This window comes from Bradyrhizobium sp. CCBAU 11386, assembly GCF_028128955.1.
Lineage (GTDB): Bacteria > Pseudomonadota > Alphaproteobacteria > Rhizobiales > Xanthobacteraceae > Bradyrhizobium.
Genome location: NZ_LBKA01000017.1, coordinates 21,556 through 39,645, shown reverse-complemented (window position 1 = coordinate 39,645; position 18,090 = coordinate 21,556). Strand labels below are relative to the sequence as shown.

20 protein-coding genes are annotated in these 18,090 nt (G+C 64.0%); 6 read left to right on the top strand and 14 right to left on the bottom strand.

Annotated features, from left to right (window positions below; genetic code table 11):
* Positions 1-15: 15 nt before the first annotated feature.
* Entirely contained in the window at positions 16-1,089 is a 1,074-nt protein-coding gene (gene queA, locus XI09_RS05095) for a tRNA preQ1(34) S-adenosylmethionine ribosyltransferase-isomerase QueA (RefSeq protein ID WP_271565886.1), read from the top strand.
* Between the two features lie 120 nt (positions 1,090-1,209).
* Here queA and XI09_RS05090 read toward each other — a convergent pair whose 3' ends face one another.
* The 4 genes from XI09_RS05090 to XI09_RS05075 all read right to left on the bottom strand — a co-directional run bounded on the left by XI09_RS05090 (position 1,210) and on the right by XI09_RS05075 (position 5,409).
* The gene (locus XI09_RS05090) at positions 1,210-2,247 is read right to left on the bottom strand and encodes an aspartate-semialdehyde dehydrogenase (protein ID WP_271565885.1); all 1,038 of its coding nucleotides are present in this window, start codon (positions 2,245-2,247) and stop codon (positions 1,210-1,212) included.
* A gap of 232 nt (positions 2,248-2,479) precedes the next feature.
* Positions 2,480-3,082: a PepSY domain-containing protein gene (locus tag XI09_RS05085; RefSeq protein ID WP_271565884.1), complete on the bottom strand. Its 603-nt coding sequence runs from the start codon at positions 3,080-3,082 to the stop codon at positions 2,480-2,482.
* Between the two features lie 236 nt (positions 3,083-3,318).
* A complete protein-coding gene (locus tag XI09_RS05080; RefSeq protein WP_271565883.1) occupies positions 3,319-4,065 on the bottom strand; it encodes a TetR/AcrR family transcriptional regulator in 747 nt (248 codons plus the stop codon).
* A gap of 135 nt (positions 4,066-4,200) precedes the next feature.
* Positions 4,201-5,409, bottom strand: coding sequence for a patatin-like phospholipase family protein (locus XI09_RS05075; RefSeq protein ID WP_271565882.1), 1,209 nt, complete (start codon positions 5,407-5,409; stop codon positions 4,201-4,203).
* Between the two features lie 189 nt (positions 5,410-5,598).
* Between XI09_RS05075 and tgt the strand changes: the two genes are divergently transcribed.
* Entirely contained in the window at positions 5,599-6,756 is a 1,158-nt protein-coding gene (tgt, locus tag XI09_RS05070) for a tRNA guanosine(34) transglycosylase Tgt (protein ID WP_271565881.1), read from the top strand.
* A gap of 3 nt (positions 6,757-6,759) precedes the next feature.
* Here tgt and XI09_RS05065 read toward each other — a convergent pair whose 3' ends face one another.
* The gene (locus tag XI09_RS05065; RefSeq protein WP_271565880.1) at positions 6,760-6,978 is read right to left on the bottom strand and encodes a hypothetical protein; all 219 of its coding nucleotides are present in this window, start codon (positions 6,976-6,978) and stop codon (positions 6,760-6,762) included.
* Between the two features lie 223 nt (positions 6,979-7,201).
* Between XI09_RS05065 and cysK the strand changes: the two genes are divergently transcribed.
* Positions 7,202-8,179, top strand: a complete 978-nt coding sequence (gene cysK, locus XI09_RS05060) for a cysteine synthase A (RefSeq protein ID WP_271565879.1) — start codon at positions 7,202-7,204, stop codon at positions 8,177-8,179.
* Positions 8,180-8,182: 3 nt separating this feature from the next.
* Positions 8,183-8,422 (top strand): BrnA antitoxin family protein, encoded by a 240-nt coding sequence (locus XI09_RS05055; RefSeq protein WP_092181501.1) that lies wholly within the window; start codon positions 8,183-8,185, stop codon positions 8,420-8,422.
* A 62-nt stretch (positions 8,423-8,484) separates the two neighbouring features.
* Here the strand turns inward: XI09_RS05055 and XI09_RS05050 are convergent, their stop codons facing one another.
* From XI09_RS05050 to solA, 5 genes are all read right to left on the bottom strand, one after another.
* Complete coding sequence (locus XI09_RS05050) at positions 8,485-9,237, bottom strand: amino acid ABC transporter ATP-binding protein (RefSeq protein ID WP_271565878.1); 753 nt, start codon at positions 9,235-9,237, stop codon at positions 8,485-8,487.
* 11 nt (positions 9,238-9,248) lie between these two features.
* The gene (locus XI09_RS05045; RefSeq protein ID WP_271565877.1) at positions 9,249-10,091 is read right to left on the bottom strand and encodes an amino acid ABC transporter permease; all 843 of its coding nucleotides are present in this window, start codon (positions 10,089-10,091) and stop codon (positions 9,249-9,251) included.
* Entirely contained in the window at positions 10,088-10,831 is a 744-nt protein-coding gene (locus tag XI09_RS05040) for an amino acid ABC transporter permease (protein WP_271565876.1), read from the bottom strand. The genes XI09_RS05045 and XI09_RS05040 overlap by 4 nt, the downstream gene beginning before the upstream one ends.
* A 99-nt stretch (positions 10,832-10,930) precedes the next feature.
* A complete protein-coding gene (locus XI09_RS05035; protein ID WP_271565875.1) occupies positions 10,931-11,743 on the bottom strand; it encodes a transporter substrate-binding domain-containing protein in 813 nt (270 codons plus the stop codon).
* 76 nt (positions 11,744-11,819) lie between these two features.
* Complete coding sequence (gene solA, locus XI09_RS05030) at positions 11,820-12,989, bottom strand: N-methyl-L-tryptophan oxidase (RefSeq protein WP_271565874.1); 1,170 nt, start codon at positions 12,987-12,989, stop codon at positions 11,820-11,822.
* 125 nt (positions 12,990-13,114) lie between these two features.
* Between solA and XI09_RS05025 the strand changes: the two genes are divergently transcribed.
* A complete protein-coding gene (locus XI09_RS05025; protein WP_271565873.1) occupies positions 13,115-14,074 on the top strand; it encodes a LysR family transcriptional regulator in 960 nt (319 codons plus the stop codon).
* Positions 14,075-14,133: 59 nt separating this feature from the next.
* Here the strand turns inward: XI09_RS05025 and XI09_RS05020 are convergent, their stop codons facing one another.
* Positions 14,134-15,567, bottom strand: a complete 1,434-nt coding sequence (locus XI09_RS05020; protein ID WP_271565872.1) for a caspase family protein — start codon at positions 15,565-15,567, stop codon at positions 14,134-14,136.
* Positions 15,568-15,768: 201 nt separating this feature from the next.
* On the bottom strand, positions 15,769-16,644 hold the full coding sequence (locus XI09_RS05015; RefSeq protein ID WP_271565871.1) for a DMT family transporter: 876 nt from the start codon (positions 16,642-16,644) through the stop codon (positions 15,769-15,771).
* A 140-nt stretch (positions 16,645-16,784) separates the two neighbouring features.
* Here XI09_RS05015 and XI09_RS05010 point away from each other — a divergent pair, with 140 nt between their 5' ends.
* Complete coding sequence (locus XI09_RS05010) at positions 16,785-17,183, top strand: RidA family protein (RefSeq protein WP_271565870.1); 399 nt, start codon at positions 16,785-16,787, stop codon at positions 17,181-17,183.
* A gap of 52 nt (positions 17,184-17,235) precedes the next feature.
* Here XI09_RS05010 and XI09_RS05005 read toward each other — a convergent pair whose 3' ends face one another.
* Positions 17,236-17,781 (bottom strand): hypothetical protein, encoded by a 546-nt coding sequence (locus XI09_RS05005; protein ID WP_271565869.1) that lies wholly within the window; start codon positions 17,779-17,781, stop codon positions 17,236-17,238.
* Positions 17,726-18,076, bottom strand: coding sequence for a hypothetical protein (locus tag XI09_RS05000; RefSeq protein WP_271565868.1), 351 nt, complete (start codon positions 18,074-18,076; stop codon positions 17,726-17,728). The genes XI09_RS05005 and XI09_RS05000 overlap by 56 nt, the downstream gene beginning before the upstream one ends.
* Positions 18,077-18,090 lie beyond the last annotated feature (14 nt).

Below are 18,090 nucleotides of genomic sequence, written 5' to 3'. Positions count from 1 at the left end.
CGGTGATAGTGAGACATGCGCACCGACCTCTTCGATTTCGACCTGCCCGCCGAGCGCATCGCCCTGCGCCCGGCGAGCCCGCGCGACTCCGCGAGGATGCTGGTCGTGGAGGGCGGTGCGCTGCGCGACCGGATCATTTCCGAGCTGCCGCAATGGCTGAAGGGCGGCGACCAGCTCGTCGTCAACGACACCAAGGTCATCGCGGCGCAGCTCAAGGGCCGCCGCATCGGCCGCGAGACCGAGCCGAAGATCGAGGCGACGCTGATCAAGCGGCTCGACGGCTCGCGCTGGCAGGCGCTGGTGAAGCCCGCCAAGAAGCTTGTTGCCGGCGACCGCATCCGCTTCGGCAACGAGGGCAAGGTCTGCCTGCTCGGCCATCTCGACGCCGAGGTCGAGGCCAAGGGCAGCGAAGGCGAGGTGACGCTGTCGTTCTCGTTCCACGGCCCGACACTGGACCAGGCGATCGCCGATCTCGGCAGCCCGCCGCTGCCGCCCTACATCGCCTCCAAGCGCACGCCCGACGATCAGGACCTCGCCGACTACCAGACGATGTTCGCGGCCAACGAAGGCGCTGTTGCAGCGCCGACAGCAGGGCTGCATTTCACGCCCGCGCTGGAGCAGGCGCTGCGCGAGCGCGGCGTCGGCCTCAACCGCGTGACGCTGCATGTCGGGGCAGGGACGTTCCTGCCGGTGAAGGTGGACGACACCGCAGGTCACAAGATGCACGCCGAGTGGGGCACGATCTCGGCCGAGACCGCGGAGCGGCTGAACGTTGCGCGGAAGAACGGCGGGCGCATCATCGCGGTAGGCACCACGTCGCTGCGGCTGCTTGAAAGCGCAGCAAGCGAGGACGGCACCATCCAGCCGTTTGCGGCCGAGACGTCGATCTTCATCACCCCCGGCTATCGCTTCCGCGCCGTCGATATTCTGCTGACCAATTTCCACTTGCCGAAGTCGACGCTGTTCATGCTGGCGTCGGCATTCTCGGGGCTGGAGACGATGCGGCGGGCCTATGCGCACGCGATTGCGCAAGGCTACCGGTTCTATTCGTATGGCGATGCATGCTTGTTGTTTCGGGCAGAGCCGTAGGGTGGGTTAGCGAAGCGTAACCCACCACGGTCTATCTTCGCGGAAGCGAAAGAGGTGGGTTACGCCAGCGGACTGCGCTTCGCGCAGCCGCGGGCTAACCCACCCTACGTACCTGCTTCGTTACGCCATCACGCGCTGCGGCAGCAACTCCGCGATCTGCACCGCGTTGAGCGCAGCACCCTTGAGCAGCTGATCCGCCGCCACGAACATCGAGATCGAATGCCCCGAGGGATCGCTGAGGTCCTTGCGGATGCGGCCGACCAGGACATCATCCTGGCCCGAGGCGTCGATCGGCATCGGGAAGTGGTTCTTCACGCGGTCGTCGACGACCTTCACGCCGGGCGCCTGCGCCATGATGGCGCGGACCTGGTCCTCGTTGATCGGCTTCTCGCATTCGAAGGTGATGGCCTCGCAATGGGCGCGCAGCACCGGCACGCGGACGCAGGTGACGCCGACGGCGATGGTCTCGTCCTCGAAGATCTTGCGGGTTTCCTTGATAACCTTGGTCTCTTCGTCGTTGTAGCCGGTCTCGGGGTCGACCGCGGTGTTGTGGTTGAAGAGATTGAAGGCGTAGGGGTGCGGCATCACCTTGGGCGTATAGACCTGCCCGTTGAGATTGGCGCGGGTGGACTCGACAAGCTCCTCCATCGCGGCGGCGCCGGCGCCGGAGGCCGCCTGGTAGGTCGATATGATGACGCGCTTGATGCGGTTCTTCTGATGGATCGGCCAGAGCGGCACCAGCGCGGTGATCGCGGCGCAGTTCGGGTTGGCGATGATGCCCTTGTGGTCGCGGATGCGGTTGGCGTTGATCTCGGGGATCACCAGCGGCACGTTCGGATCCATCCGGAAGGCGGAGGAGTTGTCGACCACGACCGCGCCGGCCTTGACCGCAACAGGCGCGAACTTCCTGGAGATGCTGCCGCCGGCGGAGAACAGGGCGATATCGACGCCCTCGAAAGACCGCTCGGTCAGTTCCTCGATGACGACGTCACGCCCGCGGAACGACACCGTCTTGCCGGCCGAGCGGGCGCTTGCCAGCGCTTTGAGCTTGCCGACGCGGAAACCACGCTTGTCCATGGTGGCGATGAATTCGGCGCCCACCGCACCGGTGACGCCGACAATCGCGACGACGGGATCGTTACTCACTTTGTCCTCCATTGCGTTGAAATCCAGACAACAAAAAAGCCCCGGACCATCGAGGGCGGGGCTTCGGTAAAGCTGATGCGTTTCAGTCGACGACTACGCGCGCACGCCTCCCCGGGCCCCGAAGGCCGTGGTGGTTTTGGTCGTGCGTTTGGTGGTCGTGAACATGGCGGCGACTTATGCGGGAGAGTCTTGCGCCCGTCAATGGCTTTTCGGCGGGATTGTGGCCGTCGGCCGGGACCCGTGTCTACTTCGTCCGGGCGCCCGGCGGCTCGAGGATGACCTCCTTGAGGTCGTCGCCGCTGATCACGACGATCGCGAAATTGAGCCGGCCGTGTTCGCGCACGAGCCCGCCGCTGATCGCCTTGCCCGAGGCCGCGCGCTCGGCGACGCGCACGGCGTCGGCGAGGCGGTGCCTGATCGTACCAAGCGCTGCGAGATTGTCGCGGTCTTCGTGGTCGAGTTCGGCGAGGGGGAGGGCGGCTTCGCCGCCGACGAGCTCGCCGGTCGCGGCATTGATGGTGTGGCGCCAGATCCGGTCGTTGTGCAGGGTCTTCACCCGGTAGACCGGCACGCCGGAGGCGCCGTCAAAACTCACGTCCGCCGTCGTGGCGCCGGCATGGCGGGACTCTGCGATGGCCATGGCCTGGCTGATCGAGATCGGCGAGCCGCGGAAGCGCTCGATCTCGCGGCTGACCGCTTGGCGGTCTGCCTCGGCGTCACCATCTGTGTCGCTGTGGAGCGCGGTCGGTGTGCCTGTGGTCACGAGCGCTCGTGCGGGCGCTGCGAGGAGCAGCGCGGGCAAGGCGATCGCAAACAGTCGCGAGGTCCATCGTTTGGCTGTCGTCATGCTCGAAACCCTCGGCCAGCGAGTGTGCCGCTTTTTTCACCAGCCCCAAAAGAGGTCCATACCGCTTCGAACGCCGCGACGGGTACAGCCCGCCACGACGCTCTGCGGCCGGCCGCGAATTCTTTACGATCATCCGGCCCGTACCGGCTTATAACTAAACCATACCGTATCGTTTTATTTTGGTCAACGGCGTTGCGATGGCCCCCTTGGGGATAGATTGCCAGCTCACGGAATTGTCAGCGGGAGGAGCGTCGCCGCGGCGTGCCCTTGGGGGCGTCCTGGACGCGGCCGGCGGGGCCCAGCGCACCGGCCAGGAACAGCTTGATCGCCGTGCGCATCCGCTTTTCCGCGGACTTCAGCTCCAGTGCCGTTCCGAACGTCGCCATGCGGTGGGTATGACCGACGACGACGTCGAGAAATACTTCCGCTGCGATGGTGGTGTCGTCGACGTCGAGCGCGCCTTGCGCCACCAGATGGTCGAAGAAGCGCGCCGTCGTGGCAACAGCCTTGAGCCAGCCTTCCTCCATGCCGAGCTTGGCGACATCGGGGAAGTTGATGGCCTGTGACGTCATCATGCGGCTGAAGGCGACGGCATCGGGCCCGCAGGTGAAGCTCAGCATCTCGCGCCCGATCTCGACCAGCCGCTGCTCGACGGGGATGTCCGAGGCGCTGCTGAGCTGCGTCTCGGCGGCCGCCGACAGCGGCGCAAGCCAGCGCGCGATCTCGCGCCTCAGCACGGCGGCAAACAGGCCGCGCTTGTCGCCGTAGCGGGAATAGACGGTGGGCTTGCTCACCCGCGCCGCTTCCGCAACAGCATCGAGCGAGGTGGCGTCGAAGCCGCGATCCAGGAACAGACGGGTGGCGACCTCGATCAGCCGCTGGTCGCGCTCGATCGCGGCGGTCTTGGTCGGCCGGCCGCCGCGCGATTTCGGCACCTCGCGCCGTGCTGCCGCCGGTCTTGTCCTGGTCGCAGTCAATCCCATGCCCAATGATTCCTGCGCGGTCGTGACGTCAGTCATTGCTCTATAACGCGCAGCAGCCGGGGCGTCATCGCCAATCTGGCCGAATTGGCCGCATCGTCAACGGTCTTGAAACGACCTCGTTCCGCCACCGGGGTCTCATGGCAGCGCCGAAGTCCAGGCCTGGCCCGCGGCCGCCTTCTCATATCCGTACTGATACAGCGCCCGCATATAGGCGGTGTCGAAGCCTTCCGAGGGCGGTGCGGGGTAGTCGCGCGCGATGTAGGAGAGATGGAAGCCGAGGTGGTTGCGCCTGGCGAAATCATAGGTCGAGAAGATGATCGAACGCGTCTGCGACTGGGTGATCGACGACAGGCTGCGCGAGGCGACATCGACGGTGCTGTTGGACACGAGCTCGAAGTTGCGTTCGATCTTCTTGTTGACGAGGATGTAGATGTCCATCTTCGCACTGCCCGGCAGGCGGCTGCCCTGGAACAGCAAGGCTTCCGGCAGCGTCAGCACCGGGGCGGTCACGCCGCCGTCGACGTGCATCTCCTGAAACCTGCGGCCCTGGCCTTCGGCGTCGATCATGATCGGTGGAAACACCAGGGGAATGCTGGCGGAGGCCGCCATCACGTCGCGAAACAGTTTGAGCGCCTCGGGCGTGCCGACCTCCGCGATCTTGCCCATGTTCCAGATCGCGGTCCGCTGGGTGTCCAGATCGGTCGTCACGATCAGCAGCCGTCGGCCCTTGGCGTTTTCGCGCGCGACCTGTGCCATGATCTCCGGCCCGACATAGCGGGCGACGAGCTCGCGCAGGCGTGTATTGCCGAACAGGCCGGATCCGAACAGCACGCGTATGATGCTGGGATCGTTCAGGAGGCTCTCCGCGATGCCGCTGGTGTAGACCTCCCTCAACGTGTCGTCATATTGCGAGCCGAGAAACGCAAAGGGCGCGATCAGGCCGCCGGTGCTCACGCCCGAGACGACCGAGAAGGTGGGACGGGTTCTGGCCGCGGTCCAGCCGTTGAGCACGCCGACGCCATAGGCGCCGTCCGCACCGCCCCCGGAGAGCGCCAGATAGGACTTCGCCGCGTTGCTGTTGTCCTTCTCGAAGCTGAACTTCGTGACGGGGTCGTCGGCGTAGCGCCGCAGGCCGTCGATATCGAGCACGCGCGACGTGCTGGCCTCGGCGGCGGTATAGGGCGTGCGGGGCAGGGAGGTGCAGGCGCCGAGCGCCAGGCTGCAGGCCAGGACCAGGAACCCGATCAGGCGGGCGCCTGTCTGCCTGCCCCGGCCATGTGAAGGGACGGACCTTTCAGTCGAATATGAAGGGAAGGGCATCGTCGGTGGCTGGCGATCACGCATTTACCGCCGCCGGCAAACTCGCCGCGGCATCTCGTCCAGCCCCACCCTAAAACTACACGGTATCGTTTTGTTTAACAAGGTGGCTGGGACGATATCGGGGGCCATTTGTGTCCCAGTCTGAGGCACAGGCCGGCCGAAGTGCGGTCCCGCGGGTTGATCGGCCTTCTCCGACACGCAATAAGCACCGCCATGAATCGTCCTGACGCAGCTCTTCCCAATCATTTCGAACTGCTCGCCACCGATGGCGCCGCGCGCACCGGGCGCCTGACCACGCCGCATGGCGTGGTGCGGACGCCGGCCTTCATGCCCGTCGGCACCGCCGGCGCCATGAAGGGCATGCACTGGCGCGAGGTGCGCGATGCCGGCGCCGACATCGTGCTCGGCAACACCTATCATCTGATGCTGCGCCCCGGCGCCGAGCGGATCGCGGCGCTCGGCGGCTTGCAGCGGTTCACCGGCTGGAACGGGCCGATGCTGACGGATTCCGGTGGCTTCCAGGTGATGTCGCTGGCGGATCTGCGCAAGGTCAGCGAGCACGCCGTCACCTTCCGTTCGCATATCGACGGCGCCAAGGTCGAGCTGTCGCCGGAGCGCTCGATCGAGGTGCAGCGTTTCCTCGGCTCCGACATCGCCATGCAGATGGACGAATGCGTGCGGCTGCCTGCCGAGCCCGCCGATATCGAGCGCGCGATGCAATTGTCGCTGCGCTGGGCCGAACGCAGCAAGCGCGCCTTCGAGAGCGCGCCAGACGGTTACATGCTGTTCGGCATCGTGCAGGGCGGCGACGTGCCACAGCTTCGTCATGCGAGCGCGGAAGGGCTCGTCGCGATCGGCTTCCACGGCTATGCGATCGGCGGCCTCGCCGTCGGCGAGCCGCAGGCGGTGATGCTGGCGATGATCGACGAGACCGCACCGATGCTGCCGAAAGAGCGGCCGCGCTATCTGATGGGCGTCGGCACGCCCGACGACATCCTCGAAGCCGTGAAGCGCGGCATCGACATGTTCGATTGCGTGATGCCGACGCGGAACGGCCGGCACGGCGTCGCCTTCACCCGCTTCGGTCAGGTCAATCTGCGCAACGCGCGCCATGCCGACGATCCACGCCCGCTCGACGAGGAAAGCTCATGGCCGTCGACGCGCAACTACGCGCGCGCCTACCTGCATCATCTCGTCAAGGCGGGCGAGACGCTGGGGGCAATGCTGCTGTCCGAGATCAATATCGCCTACTATCAGTCCCTGATGCAGGGCATCAGGGACGCGATCGCACACGGAACGTTCGACGAGTTCTACCAGCGTACGCGCGAGGATTGGGCGAGGGGCGACATCGCCCCGCGCCAGGTCGACTGAGGGTCAGTTGCACGCGATCCGGTGCTTGACGGCATGCTTGGTCACGAAGCCGTAGCCGCAATTGTCGCAGGTCCAGAGATAGCTGATCATGTGGTCCGAGACGTAAGCGGATGCTTCGGCGGCGACCATGGAGTCGGCGCAGACCGGACAGGTAGGCAACTCGCTGCAACGCGGATCGCGGTTCGGCGCGACGGTCGACAACACTTCAGCAACTGCTGACATCGTGGTGACCTCCCTGCTTTGAGACGTAAGTCTAACATAAGCAGAATCGCTTGACGAGGTCGCAACACAAAAGCGCTGGTTTTCTGATATTTGTAGCTCACGTGATTTTGCGATGCAGCGTATTTAACATGTGCCGCATTGCTGCTTGCGTGTCGCCGCAAGCTGTCTCTAACTGCGTAAAAGCTGCGATCAGCGCGCCAATTGTCGTCACAGGGAGTTCATCATGGACGCATCGTCCACCACGGGTGCAACGCACCAACCCGGCCGCGGCCGGATCTATGACTCGATTGTCGAAGCTTTTGGCGACACGCCGACCGTGCGATTGCGCCGGCTGCCGGGCATGCACGGCGTGAATGCGACGATTTTGGCAAAACTTGAATATTTCAATCCGGCCGCGAGTGTGAAGGACCGCATCGGCGCGGCCATGATCATCGCCATGGAGAAGGCCGGCATCGTCAAGCCGGATACCGTGCTGATCGAGCCGACCTCCGGCAATACCGGTATCGCACTCGCCTTCGTCGCCGCCTCGCGCGGGTATCGGCTCAAGCTGGTGATGCCGGAATCCATGTCGATCGAACGGCGCAAGATGCTGGCCTTTCTCGGCGCGGAGCTGGTGCTGACGCCGGCCGCACAAGGCATGAAGGGCGCGATCGCCGCCGCCGAGGAGCTTGTGAAGACGACGCCGAACTCGGTGATGCCGCAGCAGTTCAAGAATCTCGCCAATCCCGAGGTGCACCGCCGCACCACCGCCGAGGAGATCTGGAACGACACCGGCGGCAACATCGATTTCTTCGTCGCCGGGGTCGGCACCGGCGGCACGATCACCGGCGTCGGCCAGGTGCTCAAGCCGCGCAAGGCCTCGTTGCGGGTGGTGGCGGTCGAGCCGGAGGAGAGCCCGGTGCTGTCAGGGGGGCAGCATACGCCGCACAAGATCCAGGGCATCGGCGCGGGCTTCGTCCCTGATATCCTCGACCGCTCCGTGATCGACGAGATCGTCAAGATCAACTCGACCACGGCGATCGAGACCTCGCGCGCATTGGCGCGGCACGAGGGCATTCCGGGCGGCATCTCCTCGGGCGCTGCGATCGCCGCCGCGCTTCAGATCGGCAAGCGGCCGGAAGCTGCGGGAAAAACCATCCTGGCGGTGGTGCCGTCGTTCTCCGAGCGGTATCTTTCGACGGCTCTGTTTGAGGGAATCTAGGACATGGCGGATCTACCGAGGCGGCCGCGCACGCTTGGCGATGCCAGGACCGAGGCCGAGGCGGCGTTCAAGAAGGTGACGGCCAAGGTCGCCGCGGCGCCGCCAAAGCAGAACGTGGCGCCGGGGGTCAAGGAGCAGGTCACGCTGCGCATCGACCAGGACGTGCTGGAGTTCTTCCAGGAGGGCGGCCCCGGCTGGCAGGACCGCATCAACGAGGCGCTGCGGAAGGCGGCGGGGAAGTAGGCTCCACGCCGGGTCTGGCTGGTCGTTCGAAGGCCGATGCGCCCAGGATCCACGCAGCAAGCTCAGAGGACCTGGGACAGAAACCGCTGCGTACGCTCGTCCCTGGCCGCCGTAAACAATGTCTCCGGCGGCCCGTGCTCGACGATCACACCGCGATCGGTGAAGTAGACGTGATCGGCGACCTCACGTGCGAAGTTCATTTCATGGGTGACGAGGAGGCACGTCATCCCATCCTCGGCAAGCTCTCGGATGGTCACCAGAACCTCCTTGACGGTTTCCGGGTCGAGGGCGGCCGTGACTTCGTCGAACAGCATGATGTCAGGCCGCATCGCCAGGGAACGGGCAATGGCCACGCGCTGCTGCTGTCCGCCCGAGAGTTCGCCAGGATAGCTGTCCTCCTTTCCTGCGAGCCGCACCTTGGCGAGCAGCGCTCGGGCGCGCGCCTCGACCTCGGCACGTTTCTGGCCGAGAACATGGATCGGCGCCATCATCACGTTCTGGAGCGCCGTCTTGTGCGGGAACAGGTTGTACTGCTGAAATACCATTCCGACCTTGCGCCGGAGCGCCAGCTTGTCGAGCCTGGGATCGGTGACCTCGATGCCTTCGATCTGAATGCTGCCGGACGAGATCGGCTGGAGAGCGTTGATGCAGCGGATCAGCGTGGACTTCCCTGATCCCGACGGGCCGATGATGCAGATCACCTCGCCCTTCTTCACCGACAGGCTGATGCCTTTCAGAACCTCGAGAGCGCCGAATGATTTTCTGACTTCAACGCATTGAACGATGGGCTGATCCGGAGTCCAGGTCGCGACCATGCTCTGCTCCCTCAGCGCACGCGGAATCGACGCTCGAGACGAGCGGTCCAGAGGTTGATCGGATAACAATAGAGAAAGAAGCACAGCAGTGCGAAACCGTAGAGCGGCGCGAACAGTTCCGGTCTGCCGCCTTCGGCAGCATGCACCTGCGCCGTCAGCGTGAGCATTTCCGAGACGCCCACGATCGATGCAAGCACCGTCGCCATCGCGACAAGGGCATAGATGTTCATCCAGGGCGGCAGCATTCGCTTGATGCATTGCGGCAGCATGATCAGCCACATGGTCTGGCGTCGCGTAAATGACAGCGATTCAGCCGCCTCCCATTGCGTCGACGGAACGGACCGCACGGCTCCGCGTACGACCTCGGCGACGTTCGCCATGACGGGCAGGGCGAAGCCCACGGTTGCCTTGATCCAGTCCGGCAAAGGGACGGTCGTGTTGAAGATGGTGATCTGGAAGGGCACCAGAAACATGATGAAGAACAGCAACACCAGCCAGGGCGCGTTGCGGAAGAATTGAGTCACGAACCAGCTGGCGGTGGCGAGCAACCGGTATTGTGACAACAGGGCCAGACCCAGGCCGAGACCGACGACGGTGCCCAGCAGCATGGCGAGCAAGGAGATCAGGATGTTGAAAGCGAACCCTCGCAGCAGGAGCGGCGACCATTTCACGATGACCTGAAGCGGGGACAGCATCGTCGGTGCGGTCTGCGCCCACGCCGTGGACGCAGCCATCACGGCGCAGAAGCAGAGGATCGCGGCGGATAGCGGGCCGATCCGAACGGACATCCGGGTCGGCGCGAGACGATACGGCAGAAGGACGGCAAGCCTGTGCACGGGCTCGGCGGCCTTCATCGTGCATACCCCGGAATGTGCATTGCCCGCTCCCAGCGATGCATCAACCAGACGAGGACGCCTACGAGGATGCCATAGGTCGCAAGCAACACGACCATCATTTCGAAAACGTTCTGTGATTCCGACCAGATCTGCTTGACCGCATACAGCGTTTCGGGAACCGCGATCGCGTAGGCAAGCGTGGTCGTCTTGAGCAGGTTGACGAGGTTGTTGTTCAGTGCGGGAAGGCAGACGCGAATGGCCAGCGGAAGAACGATATGGATGTAGGCCTTGAGGCGCGTGTATCCCAGCGCCTCGGCGGCTTCCACGGTCGTCCTCGGCACGGCCTCGATGCCGGAGCGGAAGATCTCCACGTTGAAGGCGGCGGCAAACAGTGACAGCGAAATGATGGCCCACTGAACGTTGCTCAGCAGTGCAACGCGCATGCCTGCCGTCTCGACGGCCGGAAGCATGGTGCCGAGCCCGAAATAGAAAAAGAAGATCTGGACCAGCGGTGGCGTGTTGCGGAAGACCACGACGAAAATATTGACGGCCAGCCGCAACAATCTGGACGGGCTACCCTGCATCAAGGCACCTGCCGCGCCGATGACCAGGCTCAGCATGATGGTCGTGACGCTCAGAAACAGCGTCATCTTCAGTCCGCCGAGATAACGATCCCAGTCATACGCATCGTAGAATACGGAGAAATTCAGCCCCGTCGATTGATAGAGGCGCTGAAACCAGTTGCTGATTGCCTGCATTTTGCGCGACACCGAATTGTTGAGGCAATCACCTCGGATCAGTGCATTGGCTTGACCTCTTCGGAGCGCGAGATGGATCCGGCGCTCCGCTTCACGCGTCTATTTGTCCTTGTATTGCTCGTGCATGAGGAGTGAATACTCGGTCGGCGTAATGCCCCACTTCTTTTCCGCTTCCACGATGAGGCCGGTCTTCATCCAATCCTTTGTCGTATCTTCGAGCAGCTTCTGAAGGCTGGTGTTCTCGAGCGCGACAGCGATCATCCATGGCGAAGGCAGGACACCTTTCAGGGGAAGGGCGTAGTCCGTCTTCCACTCGTCCTCGAGCAACTTGCCTTGCAGGAAGGTCTGATCGTAGAGATAGCCGATGCAGTTGCCCTGCTTCATGGCGAACAGAGGCTTCTCCGATCCGTCAAACGCAACAATTTCGGGGCCGTAGGATTTGGCAACATCCTTGTTGTACCAGGCCCCCGACGTTGCACATACGGGCTTTCCCTTGAGCTCGGCCCAGTCCTTGATGCCGGCCTTCTTGTTGAGAAGTATGTTCACATAGTCGGAATAATACAGAGGCTCGATGGCTTGAACGACGCGGCGGCGTTCCGGCCTGTCCGACATGGTCGCGATCAGCAGATCAACCTTGCCCTGCTGAAGAAACTCGATTCTGTTGGACGCCGCGACCGGAACGAGCTCGAGCTTGACTCCGAGGCGCTTGGCAATATCGGCGGCAAGATCAGGCTCGATGCCGACCACATTTCCGGTGGGATCGCGGTATCCAAAAGGTTTGTAGTCTGCCTTGACGCCGACGTTCAACGTGCCGCGCTGCTTGATGGCATCGACGCCATCAGCCGCTTGAGCGCCGCCAAGCATCAGCAGCGCCGCGGCACCTGTCATCATGGACCGGAGCACATTTCTCATGGGACGACACCTCCAGGATTGCAATCACGACGCGCGCCGCGCGTATTCTTTTGCGTTACAAGGTTCGTGCCAAGCGTCACGAAAAACGGGACATGGAGAATGGGGTAAGGTCGATCGAGCTTCGACCATCGACCATCATCTGGGCCACGACGTTTCCGATGCCGGCTGAGTGCTTGAAGCCGTGACCGGAGCACGCCGAGACGACAAAGACTCTGTCCTGGTCGGGGTGCCGGTCGATGATGAAGCCCCGATCGGGCGTGGTCGTGTAGAGACAGGCGGCCGCCTGCGCGACGCGTGGCGTGGCGCCCGCGAGCCGCCCCTTGACGTGCTGCTGGTACATCTTGGCCGACTCCGCCGGATCGACGGTGCGATCGACGGTATCGGCTGTCGTGCTCGTCTCGTACTGCTCGGTCGCCACCTTGATGCGACGATCGCCTGGCAGTGGCGGGAAGCCGTAGAGGTAATCGACATCCGTCGCGCCATGCATCCAGATGAACACGGGGGCGTTTGCGCGATACGCGCTCACGTCATCGAGCTCGTACCAATGAAGCACCTGACGCTTCACCGTGAGCACGCGGTCAAACGGCGCGCCCAACAGGCGAGCATTCCAGGCGCCTGCCGACACGACCACCTGGTCCGCTTCGAAGCTGCCTGAGGGCGTCTCCACCCGAACAACCGAGCCGGCCTGGGCGATAGAGAGAACTTCGACCCCCGTGCGGATTACGGCTCCGAGCTGCTCCGCGCGCGTCAGTTGCGCCTTGATGCAGTTCTCTGGAAGAACGTATCCCCCGCCGGGCTCGTAATAGGCCTTCTCGTTGCCCTCGAGGTTCAGGAATTGCGGGAAGCGATATGCCACCTCTCGCCCGTCGATCACTTCGTGCGCGATGCCGAAGTCACGAGCTGCCGCAATCGAACGTGCGACGAAATCCGGCTTGCCGTGGTGCGACGTCTCGCCGACGCCGGGCGCCATGACGATGACGCCGCACGGGTTCATGAGCTGGACGGACGTCTCGGCTTCGAGCTCACGCCAGATCCGGTGCGTATCCAGCACCAGGGGCACGTAATCGCGGCCTTCACCGACGGCCTGCCGGGTGATGCGGGTCTCACCGTGGCTGGATCCCATCAGGTGGGGAGGGGCAAAGCGATCGACGCCGACCGCTTGGACCCCTCGCTTCGCCAATTGATAGAGGGCCGCGCTGCCCATGGCACCGAGGCCGATCACCAGAATGTCCGCTCGCTCGCTCATGGATTGGGACTGCTTAATTGTTGGGACAGCATCAAGTCTGCTTTCAAATGCGGCTCTCCTACAAGGATAATTCATGGAATGAAGAGAATTTGCATCCCCATATGACTTCTGCTTAAGTCATTGAGATGCAGCCACCCGTTCCAGACCTGCGAAGCCTGCAGATTGTCGCTGCTGTCGCGGACTCCGGCAGCATGCTCGAGGCGTCCCGCCAATTCGGGATGACGCAATCCGCAGTCTCTCAGGCGGTCCGGCGTGCCGAAGCCGCGGTCGGCGTCGCCTTCTTCGACCGGAGCCGCAGGCCGCTCACGCCGACCCGCGCGGGGCGCATCCTCGCCGACCGCGTTCTCGATCTGAACCGCGACTTCGACGTGCTTCTCAGCACGCTCCGGGCTGCGGCCGAACAGTCCGAGCGCGTTGATCTCAGGCTCGGGCTCGTCGATTCCTACGCGGGCACGGTCGGCGCGCACCTCGTCAAGGAGCTCATGACGGGTTCGATCGCACTAAGCCTGTCTGCATGGTCGGGTCTTGCTCATTCTCATGCGGAGGCCCTGGTTCGTCGCATGATCGACGCGGCGATCACATGCGATGCCATGGACGATCTGTATGATGTCGAGCGTTTCCCGTTCTACCGCGAGCCGTACCTGCTCGTGGTGCCGCGCGGACTGGAAGCTGAATTTGCCGACCTCGACTTGCGCGAGATCCTTGTCCGGCATCGTCTTGTCCGGCATAGCGAACGCTCCTATGTCGGTGCTCAGGTCGAGCGTCATCTCAGCCGTTTGGGTATCCGCCCGCCACGGGCCTTCGAGTTTGACACCTCGGACAGCTTGGTAGCCATGGTCGCTACCGGCATGGGCGTGGCGATCACCACGCCGCTCTGTCTGTTGCAGGGGCTCGCTCACGCTGCTCAAGTCAGCGCGCTCCCCCTGCCTGGTCCTGGATTTTTTCGCGAACTGCTTCTGGTGACCCGCCGGGGAGATCTCTCATCACTGGCGCCGCGCATCGCAGAGATGGCTCGCACGAGCATTACGACGCAGGCGATGCCGCGTATCCGGACGCTCGTGCCCTGGTTCACCCAGGATTACTAAGACCAGCAAGAAAAAGCCCGGCGCGAGCCGGGCTTTTGTATTCGGGGTCTGATCTCGCCTCAGCGGCGGAACATGCCGCCCATCATGCCGCCGACGACGCCGCCGACGAAGGCCGCGCCGGCTGCATCGCCGGCGTTGTTGCGTTGGGGAGCTGGTGCCGGCGCGCTGCTGCCTGCGGGGGCGCTGGCGGCGCGCCGAGCCGCCTTCTGGCTGTTGTCGCTCGCGGTCGGCGGGCCAGCCACGACCTCCGAGAGCAGCGCCTTGTGCTGAAGCTTGTTGAGGTAACCGGACGAGGGATAGCCGCGCGCTGCCTGCCAGCGCTTGAGCACCGACCGGGTTTCGTCGCTGAAGACGCCGGTCTGCTTGGTATCGAAGCCGAGCCCGGAGAGACGACGCTGCACGTCGCGGCGCTGGCTCTTGTCGAGGCCGATCTGGTCCTCGGTGAGCTGAGTGGCTTCATCGGTAAAGGTGGCGGGATCGACGCCTGCGTTGAGCGTGCGGGTCGTCGTCGACGGTCCGCTCTTGATCGCCGCAAGCCGCGCCAGCGCCAGCGCCTTGAACTGGCCGTTCGGATAGGCGGAGAGATAGGCGTTGAGCTCTTCCGGCTTGTTGGACTCTTTCACCGAGCGCCAGTACTCGAGCTCGACACCATCAGAGCTGCCGGCCGTCGCTGCCGGCACGCTGCCGGAAGCGGTCGGCGCGGCATTGGCGACCTGGGTCGTCGGAGCCTGGTTGAGATAGACGGCGCCGATCAGGTTGGTGTGGCCCCAGGGAAGCTGGCCCTTGTGGGTCTCTTCATTGACCTGGGCGCGGACCGACGTCATCGCCTGCTGGATCTCGATGCCGGGCTTGGTGATGTTGTCGATCAGCGCGCGGGTGAACGGGCTGTTGTTGCCCTCCTGGCCGTCGAGCGCGGTCTGGCCGGGGCCGGTTGCGAACGCGATCAGCGTGCCTTCGCCGGACTTCATCTCGGCAAGGCCGCTCTGCACGTTGACGCTGCGGGTCGCGGAGTTCGACTTGATCTTGGCGGCGAACGGATTGTCGCGGCAGGCATCGAGGAAGACGAGCTTGACCTTGGCATCGCCCATGGTCTGCTCGAGTGTCAGGTCGATGTTGATGGCAGCGCCCAGCTTGACATCCATCTCCGACTTGATGTCGGCGTCAACCGGCAGCAGGTAGTTGGTGCCGCCGACGGCGATGCCGTGACCGGCATAGTAGAACAATGCGATGTCGGAGCCCTGCGCCTTGCGGCCGAAGTCGAGCAGCTTTTCCGTCATCTGGTCGCGGCTGAGATTGGACCCCTCGATCACATCGAAGCCGACATTGCGCAGCGTTGCGGCCATCGCCTTGGCGTCGATCGGCGGGTTCGGCAATTGCGCGACGTTCTTGTAGGAACCGTTGCCGACGACGAAAGCAACACGGCGGTCGGCCTTCGCGGCACTGACCGACAGTGCCATGCACATCAGCGAGGCGATGAGGGTGAGATAGCGCATCTGAAATCCCCAGAATCGAATTGCAGGCAGCAACAAATTGGCGGCGAACCTACACGAAAACGCCCGGCTTCGCGCTAGCGAAACGACGGTTCGCCCAACCCATTGCTTCGCGGCCGAATGTGCACGATGGGATGCCCCTTCCAACGTGATCCAGATCACTCTCGGCCACTTTGTTTTTGTCGCGCGAGGCAGCGCGCAGGTTCACGGCGTGCGGGCCGGAATCGGGGCGGCTGGCTTCAGATTCAGGAGGTTGCCGAACAGGATCAGCGCCGCTCCGAGCACGGTCCAGCCGTCGAGCCGCTCTGAATACAGCAGCCAGCCGGCCGCGGCGGTGAGGGGAACCCGCAGGAAGTCCATCGGAACGACCACCGTCGCGTCGGCGTAGCGCATGGCGCTGGCGAGGCAATAATGCGCGAACGTGCCGCAGACCGCGATCACGGCCACCCAACCCCAGACATGAGTGGGCGGCCAGGCCCAGACATAGAGCGTCGGCAGGAAGCCCGCGACCGACTGCACGACCAGCATCCAGAACAGGACCGCCAGCGCGCTCTCGGTGCGGGTGAGCGATTTGACCAGTGCCATGGACACGCCGAAGCCGACCGCCGCGCCGAGCGCGATCAACTGGCCTTGATTGATTTCGCCGGTCGCGGGCCGCACGATGACGATCACGCCGACGAGGCCGAGCACGATCGCGGCGATCTTCCACGATGTCATGCGCTCGGACAGGAAGCTGGCGGCGAGGATTGCGGTCCAGATCGGCATCGTGAACTCGATCGCCACCACCTGGCCGATCGGAATCAGCGTCAGCGCGAAGAACCAGCCGAGCTGCGAGACGTAGTGGATCAGATTGCGTGCGATGTGCTGGGGCAGGCGCGTGGTCTTGAGCGTCGCGAAGCCGCCGGCGCGCCGGATCATCGGATAGAGCATGCAGAGGCCGAGCAGCGAGCGCACTTCCATCACCTGGAAGACGTTCATCTCGCGCACAGCCTCGCGTCCCGCGACCGCCATCACCAGCGTCAGGGACAGCCAGCCGGCCATCCACAATGCAGCCATCGTTTTGGACGGAGAAGTGGTCATTGACGCGGAAGGCAAGGGCGTTGGAGGGCAGGCTGGTATCAGCGACATCAATACGGTTTGCAACGGCCAAAACTGCGGATGCAGCGATGCGCGGGTGCGTGCTAAGGGAAGGTCAACGAGCGAAATGGGAGAAACAGCTCATGCATATCCTGCAGCCGGCCGAATGGAAAAAACCGCGCGGCTTTTCCCATGGCGTCGTGGTCGAAGGGCCGGGCCGCTGGGTGGTGCTGGCCGGGCAGACCGGCGGCGACGAGGCGGGCGACTACGCCCCTGACATGGCGGCGCAGGTCGGGGTCGCGCTGAAGCGGATCATCAAGCTCCTGGGCGAGGCCGGCGCCGGCCCCGAGCACATCGTCCGCCTGACCTGGTACCTGACCAGTCGCAGCGAATATGAAGCCGCAGGTGCCGGCATCGGCGCGGCCTGGAAGGAGACGCTGGGACGCAATTTCCCGCCTTCGACGCTGCTCTATATCGGAGGCCTCGTGGACGACCGGGCCAAGGTCGAGATCGAGGTGACGGCGTTCGTTCCGAGCGCATAAAAAAATCGATCCGGCGCGGGCGCCGGATCGATTATGACGTGGCTGTATCGGCTTAGCGCGACAGCGAGATATTTGCGCCGCGGAACTGGCTATCGGCCTTCAGCGAGACCGTCTGCTTGGTGCCGCTCGTCCTCAACACGAGGTTGGCGTTGAAGCCGGCCGCGCTGACGAGCAGTTCGTAATTCCCGCCGCCGCCGCGGCCCTGGAGCGAGCCGCTGATATTGCGGCTGGCTTCGCTCCAGCTTCCGGTGATGGCGCTGCCCTCGGCCTTGACGTTGGCTCCGAGGTTGAACTTGTAGGCGTCGCTGGCGCAGGTCAGCGACATCTCCATCGTGGGCCCGATCGGAGCGTACTTGGCCCGGCAGCGGATCCGCTCGGTAGAGCCGTCATCCAGGGTGACGGTGCCGCCGCCGTTCCAGCTGCCCGCGAGCGGGGCAAACGGGCCGGACTGGGCCTTGCTTTCAGTGTTCGCGAACGCTGCTGCAAGCAAAACGGCGGCCGCGATCAGCAGCCGCCGGCCTCCGGCGCGAGCGTCAGTTGGTTTATTGGCGCGATGCTTCCCACCGCCCGCTGCACGGTATGCCTGCAGATGCTCCATTCCACTTCCCCGATCCGGCGTTGCCGCTGAGTTGACCGTTGGCATATGCACCATTGATCGAAACTTTCACAAGACCCTCCCGGCCGATGGTGCCGGAAACGTTAGCGCCGGGCGCGGTGATTTTGCCGTCGGCAACCGTCAGCATCGAGCTCGCGGTCGGTTCGCAGGAGCCGGACTTGGTCACGATGGTGACCTGCCAGTTGCCGTCATAGGGGGTCTGGGCGAAGGCGGTGGCGGCGAGGGTGCCGGCGAAAACTGAAGCGGCACAGAACGCCGCGATGCGACCAAAACGCATGAATTCCGTCCTTG